This window comes from Streptomyces sp. NBC_00663, assembly GCF_036226885.1.
Classification (GTDB): domain Bacteria; phylum Actinomycetota; class Actinomycetes; order Streptomycetales; family Streptomycetaceae; genus Streptomyces.
The window spans coordinates 5,308,348-5,321,230 of the sequence record NZ_CP109027.1; the positions used below are offsets into that span (position 1 = coordinate 5,308,348).

At 71.4% G+C, this 12,883-nt stretch carries 11 protein-coding genes; 5 read left to right on the top strand and 6 right to left on the bottom strand.

Features of this window, described 5'->3' with window-relative positions; all coding sequences use genetic code 11:
• Positions 1 to 48: 48 nt before the first annotated feature.
• On the top strand, positions 49 to 2,415 hold the full coding sequence (locus OG866_RS24190; RefSeq protein WP_329337730.1) for an ATP-binding protein: 2,367 nt from the start codon (positions 49 to 51) through the stop codon (positions 2,413 to 2,415).
• A gap of 255 nt (positions 2,416 to 2,670) precedes the next feature.
• Here OG866_RS24190 and OG866_RS24195 read toward each other — a convergent pair whose 3' ends face one another.
• The 3 genes from OG866_RS24195 to OG866_RS24205 all read right to left on the bottom strand — a co-directional run bounded on the left by OG866_RS24195 (position 2,671) and on the right by OG866_RS24205 (position 6,108).
• Complete coding sequence (locus tag OG866_RS24195; RefSeq protein ID WP_329344266.1) at positions 2,671 to 4,218, bottom strand: M4 family metallopeptidase; 1,548 nt, start codon at positions 4,216 to 4,218, stop codon at positions 2,671 to 2,673.
• Positions 4,219 to 4,516: 298 nt separating this feature from the next.
• The gene (locus tag OG866_RS24200; RefSeq protein WP_329337731.1) at positions 4,517 to 5,458 is read right to left on the bottom strand and encodes a bifunctional GNAT family N-acetyltransferase/NUDIX hydrolase; all 942 of its coding nucleotides are present in this window, start codon (positions 5,456 to 5,458) and stop codon (positions 4,517 to 4,519) included.
• Between the two features lie 74 nt (positions 5,459 to 5,532).
• Positions 5,533 to 6,108: a TerD family protein gene (locus OG866_RS24205; RefSeq protein ID WP_329337733.1), complete on the bottom strand. Its 576-nt coding sequence runs from the start codon at positions 6,106 to 6,108 to the stop codon at positions 5,533 to 5,535.
• Positions 6,109 to 6,265: 157 nt separating this feature from the next.
• Between OG866_RS24205 and arfB the strand changes: the two genes are divergently transcribed.
• Both arfB and OG866_RS24215 read left to right on the top strand, forming a co-directional pair.
• Entirely contained in the window at positions 6,266 to 6,703 is a 438-nt protein-coding gene (arfB, locus tag OG866_RS24210) for an alternative ribosome rescue aminoacyl-tRNA hydrolase ArfB (RefSeq protein ID WP_329337734.1), read from the top strand.
• Positions 6,704 to 6,935: 232 nt separating this feature from the next.
• Positions 6,936 to 7,796 (top strand): sigma-70 family RNA polymerase sigma factor, encoded by an 861-nt coding sequence (locus OG866_RS24215; RefSeq protein WP_329337735.1) that lies wholly within the window; start codon positions 6,936 to 6,938, stop codon positions 7,794 to 7,796.
• Here the strand turns inward: OG866_RS24215 and OG866_RS24220 are convergent.
• Positions 7,793 to 8,260, bottom strand: coding sequence for a GNAT family N-acetyltransferase (locus tag OG866_RS24220; RefSeq protein WP_329337736.1), 468 nt, complete (start codon positions 8,258 to 8,260; stop codon positions 7,793 to 7,795). The two genes, OG866_RS24215 and OG866_RS24220, sit on opposite strands and share 4 nt — an antisense overlap.
• A gap of 48 nt (positions 8,261 to 8,308) precedes the next feature.
• Complete coding sequence (locus tag OG866_RS24225; RefSeq protein WP_329344268.1) at positions 8,309 to 8,791, bottom strand: flavin reductase family protein; 483 nt, start codon at positions 8,789 to 8,791, stop codon at positions 8,309 to 8,311.
• Between the two features lie 398 nt (positions 8,792 to 9,189).
• Here OG866_RS24225 and cdgB point away from each other — a divergent pair, with 398 nt between their 5' ends.
• Together cdgB and OG866_RS24235 are read left to right on the top strand one after the other, a co-directional pair.
• Positions 9,190 to 10,842, top strand: coding sequence for a diguanylate cyclase CdgB (gene cdgB, locus OG866_RS24230; protein WP_329337737.1), 1,653 nt, complete (start codon positions 9,190 to 9,192; stop codon positions 10,840 to 10,842).
• A gap of 120 nt (positions 10,843 to 10,962) precedes the next feature.
• Complete coding sequence (locus OG866_RS24235) at positions 10,963 to 11,916, top strand: CBM35 domain-containing protein (protein WP_329337738.1); 954 nt, start codon at positions 10,963 to 10,965, stop codon at positions 11,914 to 11,916.
• A gap of 3 nt (positions 11,917 to 11,919) precedes the next feature.
• Here the strand turns inward: OG866_RS24235 and OG866_RS24240 are convergent, their stop codons facing one another.
• Positions 11,920 to 12,849, bottom strand: coding sequence for a 1-phosphofructokinase family hexose kinase (locus OG866_RS24240; RefSeq protein ID WP_329337740.1), 930 nt, complete (start codon positions 12,847 to 12,849; stop codon positions 11,920 to 11,922).
• Positions 12,850 to 12,883 lie beyond the last annotated feature (34 nt).

Genomic DNA, 12,883 nt, shown 5'->3' on the forward strand with positions numbered 1-12,883 from the left:
GGGTGGGCGCCCCGGGTACGTATCCGGTCCTGCTGCCGAGGGGACGTCATGGACAGCTTCGTACCGCCGGCGCTGTCGGCCCATGAGACGGACGACGTCGGACTGCCCGCCGAACTCACCCGGTTCATCGGACGGGACGCCGAACTCGCCGAGATCCGCGAGGCGTTGTACCGGGAGCGGCTGGTGACGCTGATGGGCGCCGGCGGGGTCGGCAAGACCCGGCTCGCGCTGCGCACCGCCCGCCGGATGCGCGAACGCTGCCCGGACGGCGTGTACTTCGTGGAGCTGTCCGAGCTGCGCGACCCGGAGCTGCTGGCCAACGCGGTCGCGGCGGTCGTGGAGCTGCCCGAGCAGTCCGAGCGGGTGGGCCGCACCCCGCTGGAGGCGCTGATCGCCTACTTCGGGAGCCGCAGACTGCTGCTCGTCCTGGACACCTGTGAGCATCTCGTCGACGCCTGCGCGGTGTTCGTGCAGTCCGTGCTGCGCTACTGCCCGCAGGTCCGCGTCCTGGCGACCAGCAGACAGCCGCTGGACGCCCCCGGCGAGCGGGTGCTCCAGGTGATGCCGCTGCCGGTGATCGACCCGGACGACGACGCCCGGCCCGGCGCCGAACCCAGCGACGCCATGCTGCTGTTCGCCGAACGCGCGGCGGCCGTGGTCCGCGGCTTCGGGCTCACCGACGCCAACCGCGGCCTGGTCGCCCGGCTCTGCCACCGCCTCGACGGCATCCCGCTGGCCATCGAACTGGCCGCCGTACGCCTGCGAGCGCTCTCCCTGGAACAGCTCCTCTCCCGTCTCGACCACCGCTTCCGGCTGCTGTCCGGCGGCAGCCGCGGAGTACTGCCCCGCCACCAGACCCTGCGCACGGCCATCGACTGGAGCCATGGGCTGTGCACCGAGCAGGAGCAGTTGCTGTGGGTGCGGCTCTCGGTGTTCGCCGGGGAGTTCGAGCTGACCGCCGCCGAGGAGGTCTGCTCGGGGCCCCGGCTGCCGCCGGAGGAGATCCTGGAGTGTCTGATCGGGCTGGTGGACAAGGCGATCGTGCTGCGGCTCGACGACGAGGGCGACGGCAGCGACGCCCGCTACCGGATGCTCGACACCATCCGTGAGTACGGCCGCGAGCGCCTCGCCGAGAGCGGCGCCGAGCTGGAGTACCGCACCCGCCACCGCGACCACTGCCTCGCCCTGGCCGAGGAGTTCGACGCCCGCTGGCTCAGCCGCGACCAGGTGGTGTGGATGCGCAGGGCCTGGCGGGAGCGGGCCAGTCTGCGCTCGGCGCTGGAGTTCTGCTGCACCGAACCCCGCGAGGCCATCGCCGGGCTCCGGCTCGCCGCGGCCCTGTGGGGGCTGTGGCTCGGCACCGGACGCACGGTCGAGGGCCTGTACTGGCTGGAGCGGCTGCTGCCGCTGTGCCCCGAGCCGCACCCGGCCCGGGTCCGCGCCCTCAGGGTCGCCGGCCACCTCAGCCTCATGTCCGGCGCCCACGGCCGCGGCCTGGAGCTGACCGAACGCGCCGAGGACGCCTCCCACGAGGGCGGCGGACGCGTCGACGCCGCCTACGTCGTCTTCAACCGCGGACTCGCCCACACCCTGGCCGGCGAGGTCGACTGGGCGCTGGAGCGGCTCAGGGACGCCCGCGAACGGTTCGCCGGCCTCGGCGAACAGGGCGGCGAGGCATGGATGCTGGGCACGATGTGCGGGGCACACCTGTGCGCGGGCGAGTATGACAAGACCCTCGCCACCTGCGAGGAGACCCGACCCGTCCTGGAACCGCTGGGGGAGCGCTGGGTGCGGGGCTGGGTGGGCTGGATCCAGGGCTGCGCCCTGTGGGGGCTGGGCCGGCACGAGGAGTCCGCGGCCGTGCTGCGCTCCGCGCTGACGATGTGCCTGGAGATCCACCACGCCCAGGGCATCGCCTTCTCCATCGACACCCTCGGCTGGGTCGCCGCAGCCGAGGGCCGCCCCGAGCGGGCGGCGGCGCTGCTGGGCGCGGCTGACCGGCTGTGGGAGAGGTTCCACGACCCGCGGCTCGGCATCCCCGCCATGCACCGGGCCCACGACGACGCGAGGGCGATCACGCGCGGCGCCCTCGGTGCGCGCCGCCACGAGGAGTTGTACGCCGCCGGCGCCGCGCTGTCCCTCCAGGAGGCCGTGGACCGCGCCACGGGCGAGGCGACCGGCGGGCGGACGAGCGCCAGACGGGCGGTGGGACACGGCGGCTGGTCCGCACTGACCGTACGGGAGCGGGAGATCGCGGCCCTGGTCGCGCAGGGTCTGTCGAACCGTCGTATCGCCGAGCAGCTCACCATCTCCAAGCGCACGGTGGACTCGCACGTGGAGCACATCATGGGCAAGCTCGGCTACGCGTCACGGACCCAGATCGCCACTCTCGCCGCGGCCCGGCCCAGCGCCTGACGCCGAGGGGCCGCCCGGCGCGTGGTGATGATCCGCCGACAGATCACCGTACGCACCGGACGGCCTCGAGAGCCTTCGACGGCACCGCCGGACAGGGCGATGCCGCCGTCGCCGATCACCAGGACGAGCGGGCTCTGTGGTCGCACCCCGGACAGTCTGCGCCACGCACCCGCCGCCCGCATCGGCAACAACACCCACTAGGGATACGTAAGTTGCGACGCGGACGGCATCGGTACGCCCGCGGGGGCCGTACGGCTACTTGACGTTGACGGCGTTCCACGCCGCCGCGACCGCGTTGTACTCGGCGCTGCCCGCCCCGTACAGGTCGCTCGCCGCCTGGAGGGTGCCGGTGCGGGCGCCCGCGTAGTCGGTCGAGGAGGTGAAGTACGTCGTCAGCGCCTTGTACCAGATCTGGTACGCCTTGGTGCGGCCGATGCCGGTGACGGTGGAGCCGTCGTACGTGGGGGAGTTGTAGCTCACGCCGTTGATCGTCTTCGCGCCGCTGCCCTCGCTCAGCAGGTAGAAGAAGTGGTTGGCGACACCGGACGAGTTGTGGACGTCCAGCCGGCCGACGGTGCGCGACCAGTAGTCGGCCGAGCCGCCGTCCTTGCTGGGCTTGTCCATGTAGCGCAGCGGGGTGCCGTCGCCGTTGATGTCGATCTTCTCGCCGATGAGGTAGTCGCCGACGTCGGCGGAGTTGGCCGCGAAGAACTCCACCGAGGTGCCGAAGATGTCGGAGGTCGCCTCGTTCAGACCGCCCGACTCACGGCTGTATTTCAGCCCGGCCGTGGCCGCGGTCAGGCCGTGACTCATCTCATGTCCCGCGACATCGAGCGAGGTCAGCGGGTGGGAGTTGCCCGAGCCGTCGCCGTACGTCATGCAGAAGCAGCTGTCGTTCCAGAAGGCGTTGACGTACGCGTTGCCGTAGTGGACCCGGCTGTAGGCGGCCTTGCCGTCACCGGCGATGCCGTTGCGGTTGAAGGCGGACTTGTAGAAGTCCCAGGTGACGGCGGCACCGTAGGCGGCGTCGACGGCGGCGGTCTGCCGGTTGGCCGGGGTGCCGTCGCCCCAGGCGTCGTCGGCGTCGTGGAAGAGGGTCCCGGTCCCGGAGGTACCGCCGCCCAGGTCATAGGTCTTGTGGCCACCGCGCCCGGAGTCGACGAGGTCGAAGCCCCCCGAGGCGGCGGCGGTGGTGCCCAGCGTCACGGTCCCGCTGTACTCACTGCTGCCGGTACCGGTGTCGATGCCCTGGTACTCGTAGATCTTCTTGCCGGTGGTGGCGTCGGTGATGACGTGCAGCTCGCTGGGGGTGCCGTCGTGCTGGAGCCCCTTGACGACGGACTCGTAGGCGAGGACGGGCTTGGCACCGGCGGCCCAGACGACCTTGCGAGCGGAGGCGCTGGCGGAACCGGTCCCCGCGAGGGCCGCCTTCTTCGCGGTGGCGGCGGATATCGCGGCGTCCGTCGACGCCACGGCTATCCGGGCGTGGGTCGCCTTGCTGACGCCCTTGAGCGCCCCGCCCTTCGCGACGTGCGTGACCAGGTCGCCGCCGAGGACGGGCAGACCGGCGTAGGTGCGCTCGTAGCGGGTGTGGACGGTGCCGTCGGCGTCCTTGACGACATCGCGGGCGACCAGCGCCTCCTGGGCGCCGAGCCCGAGCTCGTCGGCGGTGGAACCCGCCGCGTCCTGCGCCGACTTGAGGGCGGCGGCGCGGGCCGGGGCGCTGAGGGGAAGGGCGGTGGCGCCGTTGACGGACTCGGGGGCCGCGGTGGCGGCACCGTTCTGAAGCGCGAGCACGACCATGGCCGCCGAGCCGATCAGGGCGGCGGCACGCAGACGGGTCGTACGGGAGATACGGGACTGCTGTCTCACTCGGTCTCCTTCGGGCCGGCCTCAGGGTTGGCGAGGCACAGGCAAGGCACAGGTGGGGCACAGAGGTGCGGCGAGCGAGGAGAGGGTGACATCCGAACCGGCCCGTTTGACAGGCCGCCGTCAAGACTTTACGTGTTCTTGTCCGAAAGTCAGTTTTCACAATCCGCTATGCGGACGTGTGAGGCATGGTCAACTCCTCGCTTGTTAAGCGGAGTTGGCGGCGAATCCGTCACTCGGCCCCGTCCAGCAGGCGGGCGAGGTCCGGCGGCCACAGGGCGTCCGGCGTGGCGCGCAGTTCCTCCCGTGGCCACCAGCGCCAGGCGAGGATGCCGTCCTCGGCGTGGGCGGCGGCGAGATGCGGGCCGACCGGCTCGCGGCGCGGACCGTGGGCGACGTAGATGTGCTCGTCCTGGTGAACGGGCCCGACCGCATGGGTGAAGTCGTGTTCCCAGGTGCACAGCAGCGGGCCGGGCTCCAGATCCGTCCAGCCCGTCTCCTCGCGCAGCTCCCGCAGGGCGCCCTCCCGCGGCGTCTCGTCCGCCTCAAGGCCCCCGCCGGGCGGCGCCCAGTGGAGGCCGACCTCGACGTTGTCGTACCGGAAGAGGAAGACGGCCCCTTCCGGATCGAGTACGGCGACCCGGGCGGCGTGCCGGGGCAGGCGCAGCGACTTGCGCAGAACGGCACACGGCCGGCCGAGTTGAAGGTCGGTGCGGTGGTCGACGACCTCGTAGCCGAGGGCGGTCCAGAAGGCGAGGCCGCGGGGGTTGTTGTCGAGGACGGCCAGCCGCAGAGCGGTACGCCCGGCGGAGCGGAACCGTTCCTCGACAAGCCCCGCGACCCGCTTGCCGACCCCCTTGCGATGCGCCGCCGCGTCGACCATCAGCAGCCCGATCCACGGGTCGGGATCGTCGGGATCGGGATGGTGCGCGAGCGTGATCACGATCCCCACCACCCGCCCCTCGCCACGGGCCAGCAGCACCTCCACACCGGGATGGGCCAGCTCCTCGGCCAGCGCGGCGGCCACCTGCTCCGGACGGATGTCGTACGGGTCGGGGAAGTCGCCGCTGAGGGCGTGGAACTGGTGATTGGAGGCGTAAAGCGCGGTGAGTTCGGTGAGGACGGGGGCCGGGATGTCGTGATCGGCCGTCAGAGGCAGGGGTTCGAGGCGCACGCGGGGACGCTACCGCCCCCGAACGCCGAAGACCCCCGGCCGAAGCCGGGGGTCTTCGCGCGATCCCGCGTTTGTCAGACGCTGACGCCGAAGTCCTGGGCGATGCCGACCAGGCCCGAGGCGTAGCCCTGGCCGACGGCGCGGAACTTCCACTCGGCGCCGTTGCGGTACAGCTCGCCGAAGACCATCGCCGTCTCCGTCGCCGCGTCCTCGGACAGGTCGTAGCGCGCGATCTCGGCGCCGCCGGCCTGGTTGACGATGCGGATGTAGGCGTTGCGGACCTGGCCGAAGTTCTGCGAGCGGTTCTCCGCGTCGTAGATCGAGACCGGGAAGACGATCTTGTCGATGTCGGCCGGGAGACCGGCCAGGTTGACGTTGATCGCCTCGTCGTCGCCGGCGCCCTCACCCGTGCGGTTGTCACCGGTGTGGACGATGGTCTGGTCCGGGGTCTGCTTGTTGTTGAAGAACACGAAGTGGCCGTCCGAATAGACCTTGCCCTGCGTGTTGACCGCGATCGCGGAGGCGTCGAGGTCGAAGTCCGTGCCGGTGGTGGTGCGGACGTCCCAGCCGAGGCCCACGGTGACGGCGGTCAGGCCCGGAGCCTCCTTGGTGAGCGAGACGTTGCCACCCTTGGACAGGCTTACAGCCATGGTTGGGAGTCCTTTCCCTCGTTTATGTACTGCCTGAAGCTACATCTACCCGTATGAACGCCGAGAGGGGTACCGAAGGTTCCAGGTGTCTTTACTTTCTTTACCGAACAGACGGTGAACGATATTCGCGTGACGTGTGCCGGTCATCCGGGGGACCATGGACGGCATGTCCGGTCCCCACGTCATCCGCGGCTCCGTCTCGCTTCCCGAGGCCGAGCTCCAGTGGCGTTTCTCGCGCTCGTCCGGACCCGGCGGGCAGCACGTCAACACCAGCGACTCCCAGGTGGAGCTCCGCTTCGACCTCGCCAACACCGACGCCCTGCCCGAGGTCTGGAAGGCCCGCGCCCTCGAACGGCTGGCGTCCCGCCTGGTGGACGGCGTCATCACCGTCCGCTCCTCCGAACACCGCTCCCAGTGGCGCAACCGCGAGACAGCCGCGGTACGCCTCGCGGCGCTCCTCGCCGAAGCGACCGCCCCGCCCCCCAAGCCCCGCAAGCCGACCCGCATCCCGCGAGGCATCAACGAACGCCGCCTACGCGAGAAGAAGCAGCGCGCGGAGACGAAGCGAGGCAGAACGGGCAGAGACTGGGGCTGACCGAGGACGCCCGGCCGCGGCCACGTCGTGGCCGCTCGCGCGGTTCCCCGCGCCCCTGGGCGGCACGACGCCGCAGCGCGTCATCACGGGCGCCTCTTCATAGGTGACCGATTCCGCGCCGTTCCGAGGACGGACACCCCCCGGCGCGGCCCCGACCCACAACGCACCCGCACGCTTGCTGTCACACAGTCGCCCCGTCATCCGTCAACACCCTGACGGAAAGGTGTGACAGATGACCGACAACGACTTCCTCGCCCACCGCTTCGAGACCCACCGCCCCCGTCTCAGGGCCGTGGCGCACCGGATGCTCGGATCGTCCTCCGAGGCGGAGGACGCCGTACAGGAAGCCTGGTTCCGGCTGAACCGCACCGGCGCCGACGACATAGACAACCTGGCCGGCTGGCTGACCACGGTCGTCGGCCGGGTCTGCCTCGACATGCTCCGCACCCGCACCTCACGCGCCGAACAGCCCCTGGAACCCGACGACGTCCCCCTCCCACCCGCCGAGACCGCCGAGACCGCCGACCCCGAACAGGACGCCCTGCTCGCCGACTCGGTCGGGGTCGCCCTGCTCGTCGTACTCGACACCCTGACGCCCGCCGAACGCCTGGCGTTCGTGCTGCACGACCTGTTCGCCGTGCCCTTCGAGGAGGTCGGCGAGGTCGTCGGCCGTACCCCCGCCGCCGCCCGCCAGCTGGCCAGCCGCGCCCGCCGCCGCGTGCAGGGTGCGCCCGCGCCCGACGCCGACGAGGTGCGCCGACGCCAACGCGAGGTCGTCGACGCGTTCCTGGCCGCCGCGCGCGACGGCGACTTCGAGGCCCTGGTCGACGTACTCGACCCGGACGTGGTCGCGCGCACCGAGGCCGGGGTCACGGCCGGCGCCCTCGCGGTGGCGAAGGGCGCGACGAGCTTCGCGGCGGTCGCCCGGATCGCGAGGCCCGCCCTGGTGAACGGCCGCACCGGGCTCGCGGTGCTGATCGACGGAAGGGTGGAGCGGACGCTGGCGTTCACGTTCGTACAGGAGCGGATCGCGGTGATCGACATCGTGACGGAGCACGCGCGCGTGGCGGACAGCGAGGTGGAGATCCTCTAGCCCAGCCCCAGCACCCCCACCGTTTCCCCCTCCACCGTCTCCCCGTTCGTCCGGAATCCCAGCCCGAGGTAGAAGTTCTCCGGCCCGTGCTCCCCCGGATGCCAGGTGACGTACAGCTCCGTGCCGCCCCGGCGCCGGATCTCCGCCGCCACCGACTCCACCGCGAACCGCCCGTACCCCCGCCCCTGCGCGCCCGCGTCGATGTTCAGCCGCCACAGTCCGGAGCGGATGAGGGTGCCGTCGTCGGCCCAGTCGATGTCGAAGAAGGCCATCAGGAAGCCGACCGGCCGGTCGCCGTCGACGATCAGGCGGGGCCAGGCGGTGCCGGGATGGACGTACGCCTCGGCGAGGGACTTCACCACCGGGGAGACCGCGAATTCCTGCTCGGGACGGACGCGAATGGCGAGGGCGGCGTCGATATTGCGGGGGGTTATTTCTTCGAGGCGGAGGCCGGGCGTGATCATGCGCGGCACCTTAGACGGCGCCGTCCCCGAGGCACACGCGAATTACCGTCAACCCAGCTGCCGATACCGCCCCTTGAAGTACGCCAGCGGCCCCCCGTCCGCGCTCGGCACGCGCGCGGTGAGCACCCGGCCGATGACGAGCGTGTGGTCCCCGGCCCGCACGCGCTGCTCCGTCCGGCACTCAAGGGTCGCCAGCGCTCCACCCACCAGCGCTGCCCCGGTGGCCGCGCCGCGGACGTAGGGGATGTCCTCGAAGAGGAGCCGGTCGCTGAGCCGGCCCTTCATCGCGAAGCGCCCCGCGATGTGCCGCTGGCTCTCGGCCAGGACGGAGACGGCCCACAGGGGCTGCTCGTCGAGGAGGTCGTCCATGCGGGAGCCTTCACGCAGGCTGACCAGCACCAGCGGCGGGTCGAGGGAGACCGACATGAACGCGGTGGCCGTCATGCCGACGTCCTCGCCCTTGGGTCCGTCAGGGTCGAGCGGCGGCTCGAAGGCGGTCACCAGGACCACGCCCGAGGCCAGCCGGGACATGGCGGCGCGGAACTCGTCGTTGCTCACCCCCTCAGGATGCCCGGAGGGAAGGACGGTGGCGGTGGGGGCTGTGTTCGGCACGTCGGGAACGCTAGTGTCCGCCCGGTGCTCGCCGCATCGGACCTCAGCCCGAACTCGGACCTAGGACCCGCGACCGATCGCCGTGTATGCACTCCGCACATGCCCACAAAGTTTGCGTTCAGTAAACGCACAGCGAAAACGCAGAAACACCACTCAATTGTTCATCTTTAGCTGTGACTTGAGTCACAAGGGGCATTAATTGTTGACCCTGTGTACCGAGTGAGCAGCGCGCTGTGATTCAGTGGCGGGGAAGCTGCCAGAACGATACGCCGATGAGAACCCTTGATTCGCTGCGAGGTCTCGGGGGGAGGGCGAGCATGGAGACCGAGTCGGAGCCCTACGTCCGCCTTGCGACCCTGCGGCAACTGCACCAGGTCATGGCGGACATGAACACCGCCCGGTCTCTTGCGGACACCCTTCAGACAGTCGCCGACGGCGTCGTCACCGGCCTCGGCTACGAGCTGGCGTGTGTCAACCTCGTCCGCCCCGACGGCGACCTCGTCGTCGCCGCCTTCGCGGGCAACCCGGCCGCCGAGGCGCTGATCACCGGCAGGGTCGGCTCCCGCGAGTCCTGGGAGCGCCGGCTGAGCATGGGCGAGACCTGGGGCGACCTGGTCTTCATCCCGCACACCGAGGGCTGGGTCCTCGACGACGACGACGTACCGCAGTGGTACACCGACGGCCCAGCGCCCCGCTTCGAGGACGAGTGGCACCCCTCCGACCGGCTCTTCGCGCCCATGTTCACGCCGGGCGTGCAGGGCGGCGCGTGCGGCGAGCTGATCGGCGTGCTGTCGGTGGACCGGCCGCGCAACGGACGCAGGCCCGGCGCATGGGGTCGCGAAGCGCTCCAGATGTACGCGTTCCAGGCCGCGATCGCGATCAGCAACGCGCGTCTGAGGGCCAACATGCAGCGCGCACTGGTCAGACTCGAACGGGAGCAGCAGGCGCTGCGCGCGAGCGAGGAAAGCTTCCGGCAGGCCTTCGAGTACGCCCCCTCCGGCATGGCCATCGCCGAGATGGGCGGCGACCAGCACGGCCGCATCCTGCGCACCAATGACGCCCTGTGCCGCCTCCTGGGCCGCCCCGCCTCCGCGATGCGCCGCTACGCCTTCTCCGACCTCGTCCACCCCGAGGACATAGGGACCCTGCTGCGGACCTCGGCGGAGGGCGGACGCGCGGAGCTGCGCCTCGGCCGCCGCGACGGCACGTACGTGTGGGTCAGTCTCCGCAACTCCGTCGTCGCCGACGCCGCGGACGGCCCCCGGTTTCTCCTCACCCACGTCGAGGACATAGAGGACCGCAAGCGCCGCGAGCTCCAGCTCGCCCACCGCGCCTCGCACGACTCCCTCACCGGCCTGCCGAACTCCGCCGAACTGCGTGCCCGTCTCTCCTCCCGCCTCTGTCAGCGCCCCGCGCACCCCGGCGCCCTGGAGTCCCTGGACGCGGCCTACGGCCACCCCGCCTTCGACGCGCACGGCCATGGCTTCGACTTCCGGCCCGGCGTCGAGTCCTTCGACGCCTACGACCACCATGTGCACACCGCCGCCCCCGAGGGGGAGCACGACGACGGCACCAAGGGGCTCGCGGTCCTCTTCTGCGACCTCGACGGCTTCAAGTCGATCAACGACCGGTTCGGGCACAACGCCGGTGACGCGGTTCTCATCGAGGTCGCCCGCCGGCTGACCCGGCAGGTCCGCGACGGTGACACCGTCGCCCGGCTCGGCGGCGACGAGTTCGTCATCCTCGCCGACGGCCTCGGCCGCGCCGACGCCGCCGATCTCGCCGTACGCCTGCGCAACGAGATCATCCAGCCCATCCGCGCCGAGGGCCGGGCCGTGCGCGTGGGCGCCAGCTTCGGCATCGGCTGGGCGCACTGCGGCATGACCGCCGACGAGGTGCTGAAGTCCGCCGACGAGCGGATGTACGTAGAGAAACGATCTCGTCCCAAACAGCACCGGCGCGCGGGCTGAAGCCCAGGTCAGTGAGTTGATGCGATCCGAGTCACCCGTTTGGGGCAGCAGGAGCGGGTAGGCTCGCCATTCTGACTCCATGTATCGCATCCGCCCGCACCTGGTGAGGAGTACCAAGGGATGACGTCCGGCAACAACGGCGCCAGCACGCCCGAGGACGACGACCCGTTCGGCTACCTCTACGCCGACGGGCAGGCCAACGGAGCCCAGCCGCCGTCCGGTGGCTACGGCTACCCGAACACCGTCAACCGGGTGCGCCCCGTCGGACAGCGCCAGTACGGCCAGCAGCAGCCGACCGCGCCGTACGGACAGGTGCCGCAGCAGCAGGCCCAGCAGCAGGGGGCCTACGGCCAGCCGAACAACGCGCACTACGCCGCGCCCGAGACCTTCCCGGGCGGCGCTCCCACCACCCAGCAGCAGCCGTACGGCGGCAACGGCGGCGGCCGGGGCCGCGGCCCCAACACCAAGGGGCTGCTGATCGGCGCCATCGCGGTGGTCGCCGCGGTCGTCATCGGTATCGGCGTGGCCATGCTCGGCGGCGACGACGACAAGGACGGCGGCAGCGAGGCGTCCACCGCCCCGACCGCCCAGCAGAGCAGCAAGCCGAGCGCGTCGGCGAGCGGCAGCGCGGCGAGCGAGGACGACCTGCCGAAGATCGACGCGAAGGCGCTGTCGCTGAGCCCCGGCATCACCACCGCGACCGACGTCCAGGGCGCCAAGGCCGACGGCGGGATCTACCTCAACGGCTTCAACCAGGTCGGCTCCTCGGTGACCTGGAACGTCAGCGGCATCCCGAAGAGCGGCAAGTACACCCTGTACACGGGTTACAGCGTCCCCGGAAAGGACGCCACCGCGACCCTCACGATCAACGGCACGGCCTCCACGACCCCGGTCGGCATGGACAACTACGCCAAGGCCGCCGAGGGCGACTACGCCAAGGGCTGGACGCAGACCTACAACTGGGTCCAGCTCAACAAGGGCAGCAACACCATCAAGATCTCCTGCGAGCAGGGCAACCAGTGCGACGCCCTCCTCGACCAGCTGTGGCTGGTGAACGGCTGGGTCGACTCCTAGTCCCTACGCCGCGTTGACCCCGCCGGTCACCGTGATCCGCCCCAGCAGCTCCTCGTAGACCCCCTGGTCGAACTCGCCCGCCACCGGCGCCGCGACCGTCGCCGCCGACAGGGCGACCGCGCGGGCCAGCCGGTCGGGCCAGGGCAGATGTTCCACCAGCCCCGACAGCAGGCCCGCGACCGCCGAGTCGCCGGCGCCCGTCGGGTTGCCGTGGAGGCGGGCCGGCGCGGTGGCGCGCCAGCGGCCCTCGGGGGCGGCGGCGAGCAGGCCGTCGGTGCCGAGCGAGGCGACGACCGCGCGGGCGCCCCGACGGCGGGCGTCCTGGGTGGCCCGCTGTGGCTCGTGGGAGCCGGTCAGCTCGGCCAGTTCGTCGGCGTTCGGCTTGATGAGGTCCGGGCGGGCGGCGACCCCGCGGCGCAGCGGCTCCCCGCTGGTGTCCAACAACACCGGTACTCCGGCCGCCCTCGCGGTGCGGACCAGCCCGGCGTACGCGCCCACCGGCACCCCCGGCGGCAGGCTGCCGCACAGGGCCACCGCGTCGGCCGACGCGAGGAGATCCTCGTACGCCTCCTGGAAGGCCGACCACTCCGGCGGGGTGACCACCGGGCCCGGCTCGTTGAGCTGGGTGGTGTCGCCGGTCCGCTCGTCGACGACGGCGATGGTGCGGCGGGTGGCGCCGGAGACCGGGAGCAGCGCGTCGGTCACGCCGGGAGCACTCGTCAGCTGGTCCTGGATCACGCGGCCGGTCGCGCCGCCGGTGAAGCCGGTGACCGTCACCTCGTGGCCGAGGGCCGCGAGCACGCGGGCCACGTTCAGACCCTTGCCGCCGGGGCGTTCGGTGACCTCGGAGACCCGGTGGGAGGCGTGCGGCCGCAGGGCCCGTACACGGTAGGTGATGTCGAGAGCGGTGTTCAGCGTGACCGTGAGGATCACCTGGGCCGACCTCCCCCGAAGACGTTGCTGAGCC

Excerpts from the sequence above, each read along its gene's own strand:
- OG866_RS24190 (WP_329337730.1), top strand. The coding sequence starts at position 49 with ATGGACAGCTTCGTACCGCCGGCGCTGTCGGCCCATGAGACGGACGAC.
- cdgB (WP_329337737.1), top strand. The coding sequence starts at position 9,190 with ATGGAGACCGAGTCGGAGCCCTACGTCCGCCTTGCGACCCTGCGGCAA.
- OG866_RS24215 (WP_329337735.1), top strand. The coding sequence starts at position 6,936 with ATGACCGACAACGACTTCCTCGCCCACCGCTTCGAGACCCACCGCCCC.
- OG866_RS24220 (WP_329337736.1), bottom strand. The coding sequence starts at position 8,260 with ATGATCACGCCCGGCCTCCGCCTCGAAGAAATAACCCCCCGCAATATC.
- arfB (WP_329337734.1), top strand. The coding sequence starts at position 6,266 with ATGGACGGCATGTCCGGTCCCCACGTCATCCGCGGCTCCGTCTCGCTT.
- OG866_RS24195 (WP_329344266.1), bottom strand. The coding sequence starts at position 4,218 with ATGGTCGTGCTCGCGCTTCAGAACGGTGCCGCCACCGCGGCCCCCGAG.
- OG866_RS24205 (WP_329337733.1), bottom strand. The coding sequence starts at position 6,108 with ATGGCTGTAAGCCTGTCCAAGGGTGGCAACGTCTCGCTCACCAAGGAG.
- OG866_RS24225 (WP_329344268.1), bottom strand. The coding sequence starts at position 8,791 with ATGTCCCGGCTGGCCTCGGGCGTGGTCCTGGTGACCGCCTTCGAGCCG.
- OG866_RS24235 (WP_329337738.1), top strand. The coding sequence starts at position 10,963 with ATGACGTCCGGCAACAACGGCGCCAGCACGCCCGAGGACGACGACCCG.